This is a genomic window from Pseudomonas sp. WT-JTC, from assembly GCF_056711565.1.
This window is the reverse complement of the sequence record NZ_CM160042.1, coordinates 1,878,915-1,896,797: the sequence shown is the minus strand read 5'-3', so window position 1 is coordinate 1,896,797 and position 17,883 is coordinate 1,878,915. Positions and strand designations below refer to the sequence as shown.

18 protein-coding genes are annotated in these 17,883 nt (G+C 59.7%); 3 read left to right on the top strand and 15 right to left on the bottom strand.

Annotation, left to right across the window (positions count from 1 at the left end; genetic code table 11):
• Nucleotides 1–4: 4 nt before the first annotated feature.
• Nucleotides 5–976 (top strand): magnesium and cobalt transport protein CorA, encoded by a 972-nt coding sequence (locus AC06G5_RS08605; RefSeq protein WP_413421978.1) that lies wholly within the window; start codon nt 5–7, stop codon nt 974–976.
• A gap of 100 nt (nt 977–1,076) precedes the next feature.
• On the opposite strand, the gene AC06G5_RS08600 is transcribed toward AC06G5_RS08605, so the two are convergent.
• The 3 genes from AC06G5_RS08600 to AC06G5_RS08590 all read right to left on the bottom strand — a co-directional run bounded on the left by AC06G5_RS08600 (nt 1,077) and on the right by AC06G5_RS08590 (nt 5,269).
• Nucleotides 1,077–1,799: an amidotransferase gene (locus tag AC06G5_RS08600; RefSeq protein WP_413421976.1), complete on the bottom strand. Its 723-nt coding sequence runs from the start codon at nt 1,797–1,799 to the stop codon at nt 1,077–1,079.
• 95 nt (nt 1,800–1,894) lie between these two features.
• Nucleotides 1,895–4,039 (bottom strand): 3-hydroxyacyl-CoA dehydrogenase NAD-binding domain-containing protein, encoded by a 2,145-nt coding sequence (locus AC06G5_RS08595; RefSeq protein WP_480459244.1) that lies wholly within the window; start codon nt 4,037–4,039, stop codon nt 1,895–1,897.
• 24 nt (nt 4,040–4,063) lie between these two features.
• Nucleotides 4,064–5,269, bottom strand: coding sequence for an acetyl-CoA C-acetyltransferase (locus AC06G5_RS08590; protein WP_429369299.1), 1,206 nt, complete (start codon nt 5,267–5,269; stop codon nt 4,064–4,066).
• Nucleotides 5,270–5,868: 599 nt separating this feature from the next.
• Between AC06G5_RS08590 and AC06G5_RS08585 the strand changes: the two genes are divergently transcribed.
• Nucleotides 5,869–6,690, top strand: coding sequence for a c-type cytochrome (locus AC06G5_RS08585; protein WP_480459243.1), 822 nt, complete (start codon nt 5,869–5,871; stop codon nt 6,688–6,690).
• Between the two features lie 116 nt (nt 6,691–6,806).
• Here AC06G5_RS08585 and AC06G5_RS08580 read toward each other — a convergent pair whose 3' ends face one another.
• The 10 genes from AC06G5_RS08580 to AC06G5_RS08535 form a co-directional block, all read right to left on the bottom strand.
• Entirely contained in the window at nt 6,807–7,616 is an 810-nt protein-coding gene (locus AC06G5_RS08580; protein ID WP_413421968.1) for a transglutaminase family protein, read from the bottom strand.
• Entirely contained in the window at nt 7,613–8,563 is a 951-nt protein-coding gene (locus AC06G5_RS08575) for an alpha-E domain-containing protein (RefSeq protein WP_007971901.1), read from the bottom strand. The genes AC06G5_RS08580 and AC06G5_RS08575 overlap by 4 nt, the downstream gene beginning before the upstream one ends.
• Nucleotides 8,564–8,575: 12 nt before the next feature.
• Nucleotides 8,576–9,985 (bottom strand): circularly permuted type 2 ATP-grasp protein, encoded by a 1,410-nt coding sequence (locus AC06G5_RS08570; protein ID WP_413421966.1) that lies wholly within the window; start codon nt 9,983–9,985, stop codon nt 8,576–8,578.
• A 358-nt stretch (nt 9,986–10,343) separates the two neighbouring features.
• On the bottom strand, nt 10,344–10,688 hold the full coding sequence (locus AC06G5_RS08565) for a ribonuclease E inhibitor RraB (protein ID WP_020796118.1): 345 nt from the start codon (nt 10,686–10,688) through the stop codon (nt 10,344–10,346).
• Nucleotides 10,689–10,898: 210 nt separating this feature from the next.
• Nucleotides 10,899–11,132: a hypothetical protein gene (locus tag AC06G5_RS08560; protein WP_413421964.1), complete on the bottom strand. Its 234-nt coding sequence runs from the start codon at nt 11,130–11,132 to the stop codon at nt 10,899–10,901.
• Nucleotides 11,133–11,398: 266 nt separating this feature from the next.
• Complete coding sequence (speE, locus tag AC06G5_RS08555) at nt 11,399–12,274, bottom strand: polyamine aminopropyltransferase (RefSeq protein WP_413705396.1); 876 nt, start codon at nt 12,272–12,274, stop codon at nt 11,399–11,401.
• Nucleotides 12,275–12,535: 261 nt separating this feature from the next.
• On the bottom strand, nt 12,536–12,727 hold the full coding sequence (locus AC06G5_RS08550) for a PLD nuclease N-terminal domain-containing protein (protein ID WP_046042941.1): 192 nt from the start codon (nt 12,725–12,727) through the stop codon (nt 12,536–12,538).
• Nucleotides 12,728–12,809: 82 nt separating this feature from the next.
• On the bottom strand, nt 12,810–13,340 hold the full coding sequence (locus AC06G5_RS08545) for a hypothetical protein (RefSeq protein ID WP_413705397.1): 531 nt from the start codon (nt 13,338–13,340) through the stop codon (nt 12,810–12,812).
• 94 nt (nt 13,341–13,434) lie between these two features.
• Complete coding sequence (locus AC06G5_RS08540) at nt 13,435–13,953, bottom strand: ankyrin repeat domain-containing protein (protein WP_480459242.1); 519 nt, start codon at nt 13,951–13,953, stop codon at nt 13,435–13,437.
• A 97-nt stretch (nt 13,954–14,050) separates the two neighbouring features.
• Nucleotides 14,051–15,889 carry a long-chain-acyl-CoA synthetase gene (locus tag AC06G5_RS08535; protein ID WP_480459241.1) on the bottom strand — a complete coding sequence of 613 codons (1,839 nt, stop codon included), beginning with the start codon at nt 15,887–15,889 and terminating at the stop codon, nt 14,051–14,053.
• A gap of 370 nt (nt 15,890–16,259) precedes the next feature.
• On the opposite strand from AC06G5_RS08535, the gene AC06G5_RS08530 reads away from it, so the two are divergent.
• Nucleotides 16,260–16,538, top strand: coding sequence for a DUF3509 domain-containing protein (locus tag AC06G5_RS08530; protein ID WP_413422093.1), 279 nt, complete (start codon nt 16,260–16,262; stop codon nt 16,536–16,538).
• 111 nt (nt 16,539–16,649) lie between these two features.
• Here AC06G5_RS08530 and mtnC read toward each other — a convergent pair whose 3' ends face one another.
• Together mtnC and AC06G5_RS08520 are read right to left on the bottom strand one after the other, a co-directional pair.
• Nucleotides 16,650–17,333: an acireductone synthase gene (gene mtnC / locus AC06G5_RS08525; RefSeq protein ID WP_413705400.1), complete on the bottom strand. Its 684-nt coding sequence runs from the start codon at nt 17,331–17,333 to the stop codon at nt 16,650–16,652.
• 4 nt (nt 17,334–17,337) lie between these two features.
• Nucleotides 17,338–17,883: a 1,2-dihydroxy-3-keto-5-methylthiopentene dioxygenase gene (locus AC06G5_RS08520; protein WP_413421951.1), complete on the bottom strand. Its 546-nt coding sequence runs from the start codon at nt 17,881–17,883 to the stop codon at nt 17,338–17,340.

Genomic DNA, 17,883 nt, shown 5'->3' with positions numbered 1-17,883 from the left:
CATCATGGGTAGAGTTGTTGCTGCTGCGGTTTATAGCGCCGGTAAGAGAGTCACCAATATCACCCTCGACGAAGGCGCAGCCTGGGCTGCCAAGCCCGGACACTTTGTCTGGATCGGCCTCGAGGAGCCGAATGCCGAGGAGCTCTACAATCTGCAGCGCCAGTTCAACCTTCACGAACTGGCCATTGAAGACGCCCTGGAAAAGCACAGCCGGCCGAAGCTGGAAACCTTCGGCGATGCGCTGTTCATCGTGACGTATTCGCCCATCCGTCATGAAGGCAAACTCGAGTTCATCGAGACGCATATTTTTGCCGGCAATGGTTACATCATTACTGCACGCAACGGTCACTCGGCGTCCTACGCCCATGTCCGTCAACGCTGTGAGGCGCGTCCGCTATTGCTTGAGCACGGGGAAGATTTCGTTCTCTATGCCATCCTCAATTTTGTGATCGAGAACTACCAGCCGATGGGCGAAGTCATTCACGCGGAAATCGATGAGCTGGAGCGCAACGTGTTATGCGGCGTGTTGAATGACTACGACATCCAGAAGCTGCATGGCCTGCGTCGTGATGTTTTGCGCTTGCGTCGTTATGTGGCACCGATGATTGAGATCGGGGAGGAATTGCAACGGCTGAGTTTCCCGTTTATCGATAAAAACATGCGCCCGTACTTTCGCGACGTGCAGATCCATGTGACGCGGCAAATGGAAGACCTGACGACCCTGGCGGATATTGCCAGCCAGACGATTGAGGTCGGGGTGCTGCTGGAGGCCTCTCGCCAGAGCGTGGTGCAACGCAAGTTTGCGGCCTGGGCGGCGATTCTGGCCTTCCCCACGGCGGTGGCGGGGATTTACGGGATGAATTTCCAGAACATGCCGGAGTTGAACTGGCACTACGGCTATTTCGGCGTGCTGGGATTTATCACGGTGGGTTGTCTGGGGTTGTGGGCGAGTTTCAAGAAGTCGGGGTGGCTGTAGGAGCGAGCCTGCTCGCGAAAAACCTGAGAGCACCGTGGGCTGTCAGGTTTGGCGCGTTATCGTTCACCACCATCGCGAGCTGGGCTCGCTCCTACGGGTTTTAAACAGATGTTGGCTTGTGTGCGACAAACCGCATCATCCACTCGGCAACCGTGGTGCCGTGGTGCTCCTGATCCAGGCTCGCGATACCTTTGGAGTAGACCTGCTCACCCAGTGCCTGCTGGCGAATCTCCAGCAGGGCGCGGGAGTAGTCGTGGATGAACTCCGGATGCCCCTGGAAGCACAGCACCTGGTCGTTGATGTGGTAGGCGGCATACGGGCAGAAATCGCTGGAGGCAATGACCGTGGCGTTCTCCGGCAGCGACGTGACCTGGTCCTGGTGGCTGATCAGCAGCGTCAGCTCTTCGCGCACCGGATTCATCCATGGCGCCTTGGCGGCGAGCTTGTATTTGTGGGTGCCGACACCCCAACCCTGGGTCGCACGCTCGCTCTTGCCGCCGAGCAGCAATGCCAGCAACTGATGACCAAAGCAGACGCCCAGCAGCTTGTCGCCGCGCTCGTAGCGGGTCAGAAGGTATTTCTTGAGGGTTTCGATCCACGGGTCGGTGCCGAAGGAATCGGCCTTGCTGCCCGTCACCAGGTAGGCGTCGAATGTCAGGTCGTCGCTTGGGTATTCACCCTGCACCACGTTGTAGACCGTGAACTCGGCGGCAATCGGCTGCTGCGAAAACAGGTGTTTGAACATCTGCCCGTAGCCCTGATATTGGTCAACCAATTCCGGACGCAGGTGGTCGGTTTCCAGAATGCAGATGCGTAACGACATAAAAAATACCTGACACGTGATGGGAATAATGCACACCCCAGAGCCTGCCCTGAAACACCGTGACAAGGCAAGCCCCGAAATGCGTCATCGCGCCCTTAGAATGCCTCCCCTTTGGCGGCCTTCTCCAGCAGCAATGCAGGCGGTGCGAACCGCTCGCCATATTGCTTGGCCAGGTATTGGGCGCGGGCGACAAAGTCCTGCACGCCGTACTGGTTGATGTACTGCAGCGCACCGCCGGTCCACGCGGCAAAACCGATACCGAAGATCGAGCCAACGTTGGCATCCGCCGTCGAGGTCAACACGCCCTCCTCCACACAGCGCACGGTTTCGATGGCTTGCACGAACAGCAAGCGATCACGCACATCCTTCGGTGAAATCTGCCCGTCGGTTTTCTCGAAGCGGGTTTTCAACTGTGGCCACAGGTGTTTCTGGCCGCCCGCCGGATACTCGTAGAAACCACCCCCGGCAGCCTTGCCCGGACGCTTGTATTCATTGAGCAACAAGTCAATCACGGCAAATGCCGGATGCTCTCGCAGCGGTTTGCCCTCTGCCTGCAGGTCCTTGGCTGTTTGCAGGCGGATATGGTTCATCAGGCTGAGGGAAACTTCGTCAGAGATCGCCAGCGGCCCTACAGGCATGCCGGCTTTGCGTGCTTCAGTCTCGATCATCGCTGCGTTCACACCTTCACCCAGCATGGCAATGCCTTCGTTGGTGAAGGTGCCGAACACCCTTGAGGTGAAGAAACCGCGGCTGTCATTGACCACAATCGGGGTTTTCCGGATTTGCAGGACGTAATCGAACCCACGGGCCAAAGTTTCGTCGCTGGTATTGGCGCCCTTGATGATTTCCACCAGCGGCATTTTTTCCACGGGGCTGAAAAAGTGCAGGCCGATGAACTTGCTCTGATCGGGCACGGCGCACGCCAGGCCGCTGATCGGCAAGGTCGATGTGTTGGAAGCGATCACCGCGTCCGCGCCGACGACCTTTTGCGCCGCCAACGACACTTTGGCCTTCAAGTCACGATCCTCGAACACGGCCTCGATGATCAGGTCGCAACCAGCCAGGTCGGCATCGCTTGCGGTGGTTTGAATGCGTGCCAGAACGGTGTCGCGTTGCTCGATGCTCATTTGTCCGCGAGCGACTTGCTTGTCCAGCAGCGCCGCCGAATGCGCCTTGCCCTTCTCCGCCGCGGCGATGCTGATGTCCTTGAGCACCACCTCAATACCGGCTAACGCGCTGACAAACGCAATTCCGGCGCCCATCATCCCGGCACCGAGCACCCCGACCTTGCGGGTGACATAAGGCGCAAAGCCTTGAGGCCGCGAGCCGCCGGCATTGATTTCGTTGAGCTGGAACCAGAACGTGCCAATCAGGTTTTTCGAGACCTGGCCGGTGGTCAGCTCGGTGAAATAGCGGGTTTCGATCAGGTGCGCCGTGTCGAAATCCACTTGGGCGCCCTCGACCGCTGCGCACAGGATTTTCTCCGGTGCGGGCATCGTGCCCTGGGTTTTGCTGCGCAGGATCGACGGTGCAATCGCCAGCATCTGAGCGACTCGCGGGTTTGACGGCGTACCGCCCGGAATCTGGTAACCCTTCACATCCCAGCGTTGTACCGCCGCCGGGTTGGCGAGAATCCACGCCTTCGCCTTGGCCATCAGCTCTTCGGAATCTGCTGCCAGCTCGTCGATCAACCCCGCCTGCAACGCCTGTTGCGGGCGAACTTTCTGGCCTTCGAGCAGGTATGGCAGGGCTTTTTCGATTCCGAGCATGCGCACCATGCGCACCACGCCCCCGCCGCCCGGCAGCAGGCCGAGGGTGACCTCCGGCAGACCGAGTTGCACCGACGGGTTGTCCAGCGCTACGCGATGATGGCAGGCCAGGCAGATTTCCCAGCCGCCGCCGAGTGCCGCGCCGTTGATCGCCGCAACCACCGGTTTGCCGAAGGTTTCCAGGGTGCGCAACTGGCCCTTGAGGGTCAGTACCATGTCGTAGAAGGCTTTGGCTTCGGGCTTGCCGACCTTGATCAATTCATTGAGGTCACCGCCGGCAAAGAAGGTTTTCTTGGCCGAGGTAATGATCACACCGGCGATGCTGTCCTTGTCGGCCACCAGGCGCGCAACGCAGTCAGCCATGGCCTCGCGATACACCGCGTTCATGGTGTTGGCGCTCTGGCCTGGCATGTCGATGGTCAGGACGACGATTTGGTCCTGGCCTTTTTCGTAACGAATGGCTTCGTTCATAACTGGATTCCTTGAAGTCCGGGCTCAGAGGCGTTCGATGATGGTGGCAATGCCCATGCCGCCGCCGACACACAGGGTCGCGAGGCCATAACGCAGGCGCCGGGCTTCCAGTTCATCCAGCAGCGTGCCGAGAATGGCGCAGCCGGTGGCGCCCAGCGGGTGGCCCATGGCGATGGAACCGCCGTTGACATTGACCTTGTCCGGATCGACGGCCATGTCCTTGATGAATTTCAACACCACGGAAGCGAACGCCTCGTTGACCTCGAACAGATCGATGTCTTCGACCCGCAGCCCGGCCTTGGCCAACGCTTTGCGGGTCGCCGGCGCGGGACCGGTGAGCATGATGGTCGGATCGGTGCTGGTGACCGCCGTGGCGACAATCCGCGCCCGTGGCTGCAGGCCCAGCGCCCGGCCCTTGGCTTCGGAGCCGATGAGCATCAACGCCGCGCCATCGACGATCCCGGAGCTGTTGCCGGGGGTGTGCACATGATTGATCCGCTCGACATGGCTATAGACCCGCAGCGCGGTGGCATCGAACCCCATCTGCCCCATCATCTCGAAACTCGGCTTGAGCTTGCCCAGGCCTTCGAGGGTCGAATCGGCGCGGATGAACTCATCGTGATCGAGCAGGATGATGCCGTTCTGGTCTTGCACTGGCACCAGCGACTTGCTGAACGAACCATCGGCCCGCGCCCGCGCAGCCTTTTGTTGGGAATGCAGCGCGTAGGCATCGACATCCTGACGGCTGAAGCCTTCAAGGGTGGCGATCAGGTCCGCGCCCACGCCCTGTGGTGTGAAGTGACTGTGCAGGTTGGTCGCCGGGTCCAGCGCCCAGGCCCCGCCATCGCTGCCCATCGGCACCCTGGACATCGACTCGACACCACCGACCACCACCAGGTCCTCGAAGCCGGAGCGCACTTTCATCGCACCGAGGTTGACCGCCTCCAGCCCCGAAGCACAGAAACGGTTGATCTGTACCCCCGCCACGCTGACATCCCAATCGGCCACCTGAGCGGCGGTCTTGGCGATGTCAGAGCCTTGATCGCCAATCGGCGTCACGCAGCCGAGCACCACGTCATCGACCTGGCTGGTGTCCAGCGCCGTGCGCTGTTGCAGCGCAGTGAGCAAACCGGCAACCAGGTCCACCGGTTTGACACTGTGCAAGGCGCCGTCGGCCTTGCCTTTGCCACGGGGCGTGCGTAACGCGTCGAAAATCAATGCTTGGGTCATGACGTCCTCGAACCACAGTGCGGGAGGGTGAATATCGAGTGCTCACTCTTGGCCCGAGCCGCGTTTGATTCAATGACCGCAGCGCTCACAGATGTTGACGCTCACGCTCAGACGGACGGTAGTGAGCTACCGGATTTACCGATTCCGGACACCAAGCTGTCTAGCCAACGGGCGCCAAGAAAGCTGGCAATAGGCCTCATGTCTTTTTTAAAGCGAATCGTAACAACTCCATACGAAATGGATCTAAGCCAAGCGCTGCGCGGGCTCTAAGGTGAACTTGTACGAAGTTGTCGTCGGGTTTTGCCGAGGCGCTCGTCGCTACAGGAAGTGCACCTGCCGTCATGGAGCAATGCAGGCAGGCATCAGGAAATAACAATAAAGGCGGTCAAGCCATGTTCAAACAATCGAAAGTACGACAAGCCGGGCTCATCCTTTTCGCCACCACATTGTTGTTGATATTGCCGAACCTGACCAAGGTGATCGGCTAGTCGCGTCTGAAAGATACGGCGTCACGGTTTTTGAATTGCCACTATCAAAATGTGACTGGCCCGCTACCCGGGCCAGCGTGGCTGTGCCAACCTTGGCGGCACTTCCACGACATGGACGGCGATCATTTGAAAATACTCATTCTGCTCGGGGCCCTGCTGTTCGGCTCGCCCCTGTATGCCGCACAGCTGAACCTGGAGCTGGGCGCGAACAGTCGCACCTGGCAGACCGAGGAATTGCTCAAGCATCCTCAGGTTCAAACCATCGACATCAGCGACGACGTTTCCTACAAACGGGACATGAGCTACCGCGCCGTGCCTCTGTCCGCGTTGCTGACCGGCATCAAGCCCGACGACCACCTGCAAGCCGTGGCCCTGGATGGCTTTGCCGCCGAAATGGCCGCAGCGCCGTTGCTCAACTCCCAGGGGGCACAGGCGTGGCTGGCGATTGAAGACCCTGGCAAGCCCTGGCCACCGCTATCCGAAGGCAAGCCAGGCGCCGGGCCGTTCTATCTGGTCTGGACCAACCCGCAGGCCGGCAACATCAGCCCCGAACAATGGCCGTTCCAGGTCACGAGCATCAAACGCCTGGCGCCCGTGGCCGAGCGCTTTCCCGCCCTGCTGCCCGATCCGGCATTGAGGGCCGATGATCCGGTGTACAAGGGTTTTGCGTTGTTCCAGAAGAACTGCCTGGCATGCCATCGACTCAATGGCGCTGGCGACTCGCAGTTCGGGCCGGACCTGAATATTCCGTACAACCCGACCGAATATTTTGGCGCGGACTTCCTCAAGCGCTACATCCGCGATCCACAGAGCTTGCGCCAGTGGCCGCAGGCGAAGATGCCAGGGTTCTCCACCGAGGTGTTACCGGATGGGGACCTGGGGATGTTGGTGGGGTATCTCAAGCATATGTCGGGCCGGAAGGTGAAGCCCTAAGCCTTGTGCTGTATGGACCGGCCTCTTCGCGAGCAAGCCCGCTCCCACATTGGAATTGCTGTGCGCCGCAAATCAAATGTGGGAGCGGGCTTGCTCGCGAAGCGGTATCCCCGATCCTACTGCTGCTGCACTGAAATCACCGGCGCTGGCGTCGGTGAAACCAGCACCTTGGCATGCATCTGCTCACACCCGCCGCCCCGACGCATCCCGCGCACCGGGCAGGCATCCAGGTAATCCAGGCCCACCGCCAGTTTCAGGTGACGTTCCGGCCGGGCCAGTTCGTTGGTCACGTCGAAGCTGTACCAGGCGTCATCCAGCCAGGCCTCGGCCCAGGCGTGGCTGGCCAGGTGTTCGCTGTTCTCGCTGTACAGATACCCCGACACATAACGCGCCGGAATACCCAGGCTGCGCGTGCAGGCAAGAAATGCATGGGTATGGTCCTGACACACGCCAGAGCGCCCGGCAAAAGCCTGGGCTGCGCTGGTGTCCACTTCCGTGGAGCCCGGCGTATAGGTCATATGCTGGTTGAGTCCATGCATCAGATCGATCAACGCCGTGCGATCACGGCGTTGCTTGCACGCGTTCTCGGCGAACGAACGCAGGGCGGAGTCGGCTTCAGTCAAACGGGTGAAACGCAGAAACGGCAGTGCCGACTGGCTCTCGTGCTCGGCCTCACGCAACTCGTCGATATCGACCTGGCCACGGGCGCCGATGATGATCGCCTCGTGCGGCTCATCCATGGTCAGCACATGCAGGATGTTGCCGAACGGGTCGAGTTGCGCCCGCACCGGACGAGGCAGGTCGAGCTGCCAGCTGAGCACGTGCTGGCGCTCGCTGTCGTGGGGAGTCAGTCGCAGGTACTGGATGCTCGCCCGCACCTTGTCTTCGTAGTGATAGGTGGTCTCGTGGCTAATGGAAAGTCTCATGCGGCCTCCAGATAAGAACTGTGTATCGCGTTACCCAACTGGCGCACCAGCGGGATGAACTCGGTCAGCCAGGCGTGCAGGCCTTCTTCGAGAATTTCATGGATGCCGGTGTAGCGCAGGCGCGCGTCCATTTCTGCCGCCAGGCGTTGTGCGGGGCGACCATTGGCCCCTGGCAATTGCGCGAGGATCTGGTCGATTTCTTCGGTGCAGGCGCGCAGGGATCGCGGTACATCCGCCCGCAGCAACAGCAGTTCGGCGACATGCCGGGCGCCGGGGGCGTCGCGGTAGATTTCCGTGTAGGCCTCGAACGACGACAACGCCCGCAACAACGCACTCCACTGGTAATACGCGTGAGCGGTGCCATCGCTGACGGCTTCGGCCTGATCGCCGGCCATTTCGTAGCGGGCATCGAGCAGGCGCAAAGTGTTGTCCGCCCGTTCGATGAAGGTCCCCAGACGAATGAAGCGAAACGCATCGTTACGCATGATGGTGCCGTAGGACGCGCCCCGGAACAGGTGGGAACGTTCCTTGATCCACTCGCAGAAACGGCTCATGCCGTAGCGACTGAGGCCCTGCTCGGCAATACCGCGAATTTCCAGCCAGGTGGCGTTAATGTTTTCCCACATGTCGGCGGTGATGCGCCCACGCACCGCATGGGCGCTGGCCCGTGCCGCACCGAGACAACTGTAGATGCTCGCCGGGTTGGCCGCATCCAGGGCGAAGAAATGCAGCAGCCGTTCGGCATGCAGTTCGCCATGGCGCTCCAGGTAATCGTCCAGGGTGCCGGTGATCAACAGCGGCATGGCCAATTCGTGCAAACCGTCGCCACGACCGTCTTGCGGCATCAGCGACAGCGAATAGCTGATGTCGAGCATCCGTGCGAGGTTTTCCGCCCGCTCCAGGTAACGCGACATCCAATACAAATCCGAGGCAGTTCTACTTAACATGGCAGGCTTCCTTTAATCCTCGACCACCCAGGTGTCCTTGGTTCCGCCACCCTGGGAGGAGTTGACCACCAGGGAGCCTTCGCGCAGGGCGACACGGGTCAAACCGCCGGGCACGACCCGGGTTTCACGACCCGACAGGACAAACGGCCGCAAGTCGATATGGCGTGGTGCAATGCCGTTTTCGACAAAGGTCGGACAAGTCGACAGCGACAGCGTTGGTTGGGCGATATACGCATGGGGCTTGGCGATGATCCGCGCGCGGAAGGCTTCGATTTCCGCCGCCGTCGCCGCCGGCCCCACCAGCATTCCGTACCCGCCGGAACCCTGGGTTTCCTTGACCACCAGTTCTGGAAGATTGGCCAGCACGTGGGAAAGTTCAGAAGGGTTACGGCATTGCCAGGTCGGCACGTTCTTCAGGATCGGCTCTTCGTCGAGGTAGAAACGGATCATGTCGGTAACGAACGGATACACCGACTTATCGTCCGCCACCCCCGTGCCGATGGCATTGGCCAGCACCACGTTGCCGGAGCGGTAGGACGACAGCAGCCCCGGCACGCCGAGCATTGACTCCGGGTTGAAGGCCAGCGGATCGAGGAAAGCGTCGTCGAGGCGACGATAAATCACGTCGACCGCTTTCGGCCCGTCGGTGGTGCGCATGTAGACCTTGTCGTCACGCACGAACAGGTCCGCGCCCTCCACCAGCTCCACACCCATTTCCCGCGCCAGGAACGCATGCTCGAAGAACGCGCTGTTGAAGCGGCCGGGTGTCAGCACCACCACGCTCGGGTTGTCGATGGGGCTTGAGCTTTTCAGGGTGTCGAGCAGCAGGTTCGGGTAGTGGTCGATAGGAGCGATGCGTTGCGCCGCGAACAGTTCGGGGAACAGGCGCATCATCATCTTGCGGTCTTCAAGCATGTAGCTGACGCCGCTGGGCGTGCGCAGATTGTCTTCGAGCACGTAGTAGGTGCCGTCGCCGTCGCGCACCAGGTCGACCCCGGAGATGTGCGAGTAGATATCGCGGTGCAGGTCCAGGCCCTGCATCGCCAACTGGTACTGCTCGTTGGCCAGCACCTGTTCGGCCGGAATGATGCCGGCCTTGATGATGCGCTGCTCGTGGTAAAGGTCGGCGAGGAACATGTTCAACGCCTTGACCCGCTGGATGCAGCCGCGCTCGACGACCCGCCATTCACTGGCAGGAATGCTGCGCGGGATGGTGTCGAACGGAATCAGGCGCTCAGTGCCCTGCTCGTCTCCGTAGAGCGTGAAAGTAATCCCGGCGCGATGAAACAACAGATCGGCCTCGCGTCGCCGTTGTGCCAGAAGCTCGTCAGGCGTCTCGGCCAGCCAACGGGCAAACTCCCGATAATGCGGGCGGACCAGGCCGCCGGCATCGTACATCTCATCAAAATAGGTGCGGATCATGCCGTACTCCTTGTCACTCGGACGTCCAGACCTTCGCAAGGCCCGTGCCATCGGCATAAACGCTTAAATTTCAATCGGTTGGATAATCAAGACGCACGCACCGCACCAATCCTGTGCGACAAATGCCCCAACCTGATCGCCCCCGCTTCATTGCAAGGCGTAGTGATCGCCTGTCACCAGCATAGTCCGTAGGAGCCAGCTTGCTGGCGATGGGGCCAGCAAGTCATGGGTTACTCTTCGAGGACGCCTTCGCTGGCAAGCCAGCTTCTACCGGATTGTGTTCAATGTCCTGGCGGCGAAAATGAAAACGGCCAACCCGAAGGTCGGCCGTCATTGCCAATTGTCACTGTTCATAAGGTTATGCGAGTCGCCCTCGTACCTCCTGTTTCACACCCCAGCCTTCGATGATGCCGCCCAACGGCTCGACCACCGCTTCGAAACCCTGTTCGAAATCGCCGATGTCGTCGTAGGTGGCATACATGACTTTGCACAGTTCCAGCGCCCAGGCGCCGTCGTCGCGCACACTGATTTGCGCATCCAGGGATTCACCACGGTGGAAATGACCTGCCGCCCTGCGTGCCCGCTCCTCGTCCGGGAAAATGGCGTAGAACTCGATGGGATGAAACCGCGAAAAGTCAAAACCGCCTTCTTTCATGCGGCGCAGTACGCTGCTGCTGATGTCTTCTTGATAGGCTGTGCTCATGAAACGTCCTCCTCAAAACGATGGATAGACTTTCCGTACTCCCTCACCCGCAACCGAACAGCGCGAGCGACGGCAACCGATGTGCCGGCGGGAAACAAGCATGGAGCTGACAAGACCAGACCTTAGCGATTCATTCGCTGATCTCGCTTGCAGAGTAGCCCCAAGATAGAGCCTCTGCCAAGGTCTGGATTTGAATGCGACAGGTGTCGTTCAGATTGGAGCAATACCGAGGATTTGAATGCTGTTCTGCGCCTTGAGTTCTTTGACGCTCGCATCAGTGGTCCGCCCTTCCAGATCGTTCAGATCCAGTTCGGCAGCGACAGGAAGAAGCCTGGCCTTGATGAGCCTGGCGGCACGCTCGTAGTCCGGGCGCTCGATGCACTCGAAGACTTCGTTGACGGTTTCGCCATGATCATCCACGAAAGTGACTTTCCACTTTTGCATTGGTGCCTCCTCGATAAACCCCATTGATGGGTTCACCTCTATCTCGACCTTGTTAGCTGGCTGATGTTCCGCCAGATCAAACATATCGGCGGATGTGAAAATCTCTCCCGACACCCGCTTTAACCCGTCAAGCGCAGCCATGTGGGAGCGGGCTTGCTCCGGGCGGCGTTCCGACGAAAGCGGTGTGTCAGCCGACTTGTTTTCAACTGACCCTCCCTCTTCGCGAGCAAGCCCGCTCCCACAGGTTTCGTGCGCGGACTGAAAGATCAGTCGTTGCTTGGCTTGTTCACTGCCTGCAATACGTATTGCGGCAAGGCAAAGGCACCGATGTGGATTTCTGGATTGTAGTAGCGGGTGATGATGCCGCTGCCCGTGAAGCGCTGTTGCAGGGTTTCGCGGGACAACTTGCGATAAGCGGTATTGGTGGCACCCCAGGCGAAGGTCATCGAGCCACCGATATAGGTCGGCACGGCGGCCTGGTAGAAGTGCCAGTCCGGGAACAGGCTGCGCAGGCGACCGGCGGTGGTCTTCACTTCTTCGATCTGCATGAACGGCGTGCCGTTCTGGGTCACCAGAATGCCGCCTTCGTTCAGGCAGCGGCGGCAGGCCTGGTAGAAGTTTTCCGAGAACAGCACTTCCCCCGGTCCGATCGGGTCGGTGGAGTCGGAAATGATCACGTCGAACTTTTCGGTGGTGGTGGCGACGAAACGCATGCCGTCGTCGATCACCAGGTTCAGACGCGGATCATCGAATGCCCCCTTGGAGTGGTTCGGCAGGAATTCCTTGCACATGTCGACCACGGTGCCGTCGATCTCGACCATGGTGATGTGCTCGACACTACGGTGCTTGGCCACTTCACGCAACATGCCGCCGTCGCCGCCGCCGATGATCAGCACGCGCCTGGCGCTGCCATGGGCGAGGATCGGCACGTGGGTCAGCATTTCGTGATAAATGAATTCGTCGGCTTCGGTGGTCTGGATCACACCGTCCAGCGCCATCACCCGGCCCATGCGCGGGTTCTCGAAGATCACCAGGTGCTGGTGTTCGGTGCGCACTTCGTGCAGCAGTTTATCCATGCGAAAACGCTGGCCGTAGCCTTCGTAGAGGGTTTCCAGGTAGTCGCTGGCAGGGGTGTTGCTCATGGGAAGTGCTCCGATGAATGCGGGTGGCAACGGACGGTTACCCGCCCATGATGGCCAATCGATTGTCTCGATTGACCGGGAAAGGCGCGCATTCTACGTCGCGGAACATGACAGGTCGAACCTCAGTTGTTCGACTTGCCACAATCCTGTGGGAGCGGGCTTGCTCGCGAAGTAGGCAACTCGGTTTGTCGGCGAACCGCGTAATCGTTCTTCGCGAGCAAGCCCGCTCCCACAGGGCCGGAGTTGTTTGCGGGAAATCCGTCAGAGTTTGACATTGCCCCGTGGCCCGGCGATGGCCCAGATGATCAGTCCCAGCACCGGCAACAGCGCGATCAACAGTACCCAGAGGATTTTCATCCCGGTCTCGGCGCTACTTTTGAATACGTTGATGATGGCCCAGATGTCCAGGACAAAAATGATCAAGGCAACCAGGCTGTTGAACGTGGAACCCATGGTGACGCTCCTGAAGAGTGATTTGCCCTCTCAGGATAGACGGTCGTCGCGAGGGCTCCGCTTTATTGACAGTATTTGGCTATCAAACGTGGATCGCCACTTTCAGGGCTTCCAGGGATGGCGCGGCGGCGATGCCGACTTCAGCGCACAATTCCAGCACGCGTGGCACGTCATTGCCGTAGACCAGCACCACCTGCAACTCGTCATCGAGCAACTGGCTGAAGTTCATCAGTGTGTAGCCACCGTTTTCCTTGTTCAGGCTGCTCATCTGCACCTGGATGCGGTTGAGTGCGGTCAGGGCTTCGGTCCTGGCCAGCTGCTTGGGCTTGAGATTGAAATCCACACCCGGGCCGAACGAGGCGACAACCTGGGCGAACAGGTCCATGTAGGTGTCAGCCTGGAACAGCACCGTTTCCGGCAGGCTGCCGACCACCACCCACTCACCCAGCGGGATCGGGAAGCTGTCGTCGTAGTTGATGTCCGGATTGGCGGTCAGAAAAGCCTGCGGATCGGCGTAGGCCTGCGCCGCTTCGTCTGCGACCTTGAGGATTTCGTCTTCGCCCATGCACCCGGAGCTGATTTTGCTGATGAGTTCGACGAGTGCGGCTTTCATGGGGCGGATCCTGTAGCGAGGGGAATATTGAGGGCGCGAAGGATAGCGCAAATGTGGACCTGTAGTGAGCGCCCCCTCGCCACAAGGCTCTGCGTCAGCCCAGCAGTTTTTCCAGGTGCGCAACGGCATCGGAAGCGCCCATGGTTTTCGCCGCGTCCAGCGCGGTGATGCCATTGGCGTCCCTGGCTTTCGGGTCGGCGCCCTTGCTGATCAGGTAATCGACCACTTCGACGCGGTTGAACATCGCCGCCATCATCAGCGCCGTGCGGCCATCGAAGGACGAACCTTCAACCTGCGCACCGCCGCCGACCAAGGCCTTGATCACCGCCAGGTCGCCCTTGAAGGCGGCGCCGGCAATCGGACTCTGTCCGTTGTCGTTGCGGATCTCCGGGTCGGCCTTGTGCTCCAGCAGGACTTTTACCGTTTCCACATGGCCGTGGTACGCGGCCAGCATCAGCAAGGTATCGCCCTTGTGGTTACGCAGGTTCGGCGGTAACCCCTTGGTCAGCAGCGCGGCCATCATCGCCGCATCGCCCTCCCGTGCCTTGTTGAATACCTGTTCGGCAAATTCAGCGGCTTCTTCGGGGGTCATCTGGCGGCTTTTGTCTGACATTGGGCACTCCCTTCTCTGTCATTCGTAGAAGCCGACAGTTTCCCGAGCCGTCCCGACACTGTCACTTGTTTTTTCTCATGGGCCGCCATAGCCAGATTCAATAGCGGTATTTGCCGCCCTGAATGTCAGACAACAATTGCTGCGTGACCTGCACATAGGTCTGGGTCCCCGGCAGCCAGGCATAAATCGGATCATCACCGGTTTTACCCGGGTCGAAGGCTTCGTCCTTGAGGCGGGTCTTCTGATATTTGAATGTCCCGGTGGTTTCCATTTTCACTTTCACCCGCAGGAACAACGGCACCGCATAAGCCGGCATTTGCTCACGGGCGAAGGCCAGCAGTTCGCTGAAGTCCAGGGTTGCCAGGGATTCGGCTGGGGTAATCGCCGCCATTCCGGCCCGGCCATTGGTGTTGCGGATTTCCACGCCATAGGCCACGGCTTCGGAAATGCTCGGATGTTTCAGGAGGATGTTTTCGACCTCCGTGGTCGACACGTTTTCACCCTTCCAGCGGTACGTATCCCCCAGGCGGTCGACAAACTGCGCATGACCAAAGCCGATGTTGCGCAACAGATCGCCGGTGTTGTAGTAGCGGTCGCCCTGCTCGAATACATCGTGAAGCACGACCTTGGCGGTTTTCTGCGGATCGGTGTAACCGTCCAGTGGTGCCTTGTCGTAGATTTTTGCCAGCAACAGCCCCTGCTCGCCCTTGGCGACCTTGCGCATCAGGCCGTTGGCTTCACGAATCGGTGCGCCGCTGTCGTGGTCGTACGCCACCAGTTCCCAGGACATCAGGGAGAAACCGATGGTGTTGTCGAAATTCAGAATGTTGGTGAACCCGATATTGCCGTCGCTGGCAGCGTACAGCTCGCAGATGTGATTCACCGCAAAGCGGGTCTTGAACTCGTTCCAGGCTCCAGGACGCAGGCCGTTGCCGATCATCTTCTTCACCTCGTGCCGGCTGTCGTCGACGCTGGGCGGTTGATCGACCAGGTAGCGGCACAGTTCGCCGACATAACCGATGGTGGTCGCCCGGTACTTGCGCACGTCGTTCCAGAACTGGCTGGCGCTGAATTTGCGGCGGATGGCAAACCCGCTGGCACCACTGACGGCCGCCCCCCAGCACACGCAAAGTCCCGTGGCGTGGTACAGCGGCAAGGTGCAATAGACGACATCGTCCGGGTGCATGTCCAGGGCGATCATGCCGAAACTCGCCGAGCTGCGCATCCAGCGGCCATGCTTGAACACGCCGGCCTTGGGCAGCCCCGTGGTGCCCGATGTGTAGATATAAAAGCAGGGATCGTCGAAGAAAATCTGCTGGCTGCTGGCCGGGTTGTCGCTGGCATCATCGAGACTGACGGTCATCAGGTTGATGAAACCTTCAGGCGCGATACCCGGTTGGCGAGAAGTGTCCCGATCGGCGACGAACCAGGTTCGGTCAGCCTTGATCGACACCCGATCACGAACCGCCAGGTACGCCGGGACCAACTCCTCACCGACAATGATCGCCACCGGAGACACCAGATTCACACTGTGCACCAGGGTGTCGCGGGTCTGCGAGGTATTGAGCAGCGCACTGACCGCGCCGACCTTGGCCACCGCCAGAATCGTCACCAGCAGTTCCGGGCGGTTCTCGATGAAGACCGCCACCACATCCCCCTTGCAGATGCCTTGGCCGATCAGGTGATGGGCAATGCGGTTGGCCCATTGGTTGACCTCGGAGTAACTGAGCCTCACGTCGTCTTGCAACAGCGCCGGGCCATCCGGGTTGCGCAACGTGGCTTGCTCGAAACACCAGCCCAAACCACACGCCTGGGTCGGGTCCGTGACGTTGGCGACCTTCATGCCCTTCACCACCCGGGGGATGGCTTTGGCAATGGAAGGCAGCTTGCGGAGCATCATGCCCCAGGTAATCGTGTCGTTCGACGTACGGCTCATGATTGCTCCCGTTCGATGTTTTTTTATTGTCGGGCGGCGATGACTGAGCCCGAAAATACGTCAACGGTTCTTGAGCTGTACACGCGGTTTTTGAAATGTTTTGTATCTGCGATCTTGATCCGCGATCTTGATCTGCGACTGCGCTGCGCGAAGGTGATCCCGTGCACGCCAATTGGTTCCATCGAGTCGCCGACATACCTGCAAAATGCAGGATGCACGATGGCCATTCATGCAGATTGCACGAAAGCAAAAAACACTGAAAAACCTAACTTATTGATTTTTAACAATATTACTCAACTGAATTTACTGGCACAAAGGCTGCAACAGCCTCCCCATGCTTGCCATTCAAGTCATCACGGAGCTGAAAGACATGAGCCTTATCCAGGAAAAATTTTCGTCCCTGTTCTCCAACTTCGCAGTCACTACCCAGGACCGCCCTGATGGCGGGATCCTGCTGACCTTGTGCAGCGACGACGGCAGAGAATTCAAGCGCTCGATCTCTTACCAGCAATTGCACAATGGCGACCAACTGATGTGGGTCATCAGTGCGATTCGCCGCGACCTCGCGGAACAGGCCAGTGAACTGCCGCAGATTTCCCTGCTGCAAAGCCAGCAACGGTTTGCCCTGCCGACCTATCACTCGCTGTAAAAAACCAATGTGGGAGCGGGCTTGCTCGCGAAGAGGGTGTTTCAGTCAACATCATCATTGAATGACACACCCTCTTCGCGAGCAAGCCCGCTCCCACAAGTTGTCCGGTGTTTAGAAGGCTGAAGGATTTATCCGCGCAAAGCTGTCCACAGTGACATGCCCCACCAGCTCCCCGCCCTCACGGGCCAGGCCGCAAGTGGCCATACCCGCCGCGCGCGCTGCGTCGAGTTCTTCGACGATGTCCGACAAAAACAGAATGTGCTCCGCTTCGACCTGGATCGCCTGGGTGATGTTGGCGTAGGACTGCGCCTCGCGTTTTGGCCCTGACGTCGTATCGAAGTAGCCGCTGAACAGCGGCGTCAAATCCCCCGCCTCCGAGCAGCCGAAGATCAACTTCTGCGCCTGGATCGAGCCCGAGGAATAAACGAACAGTTGATAGCCGTCCTGGTGCCAGTGCTTCAGCGCTTCGACGGCGTCGGGGTAGACGTGGCCTTTCAGTTGCCCGGCCTGGTAGCCCTGCTCCCAGACCATTCCCTGCAACGCTTTCAACGGCGTGGCCTTGCGGTCTTCGGCAATCCAGCCCAGCAGGATCCCGATGACCCGCTCCACGTCAGCATTCGCTTCATTGCTGTCGCGGCGCACGGCAGCCAGTTGTTCTGCCACGTCGGCGCGTTCGGCGTGCTGACGGACAAACGCCGGCAAGTGTTTGGCGGCATAAGGGAACAGCACGTCGAACACAAAACTCACCGCGCTGGTGGTGCCTTCGATGTCGGTGAGAATCGCTTTGATCGGCATCGACTCAGTCCTCAAGACGCGGGAATTGGCTGGCGATGTCTTCGCCGGTGAAGTTGGCCACCCAGCCTTCCGGGTTGTTGAACAGACGGATCGCGACGAAATGCGGATGTTCGCCCATGTCGAACCAGTGTTTGGTACCGGCCGGCACCGAGATCAGGTCGTTTTTCTCGCACAGGACCGCGTAGACGTAATCGTCGATGTGCAGGGTAAACAAGCCACGGCCTGCAACGAAAAATCGTACTTCGTCTTCGCCGTGGCGATGTTCGTCGAGGAACTTGGCACGCAGTTCGGCTTTTTGCGGGTGATCGCTGTTGAGGCTGATCACGTCGACGGTAACGTAACCGTGTTCGGTCATCAGCTTGTCGATCTGCTCCTGGTAGGCGGCAATCACTTCTTCCTGAGTGGCGCCCGGCTGGATCTTCGCCGCCGCTTGCCAGCGGTCGAAGCGCACGCCCTGCTCGGCCAGGGTCGAGGCGATGTCTTCGAAATGGGTCAGCACCTTGTTGGGCATTTCAGGGCTGGAGACGTGATAAACGGACAGGCTGCTCAT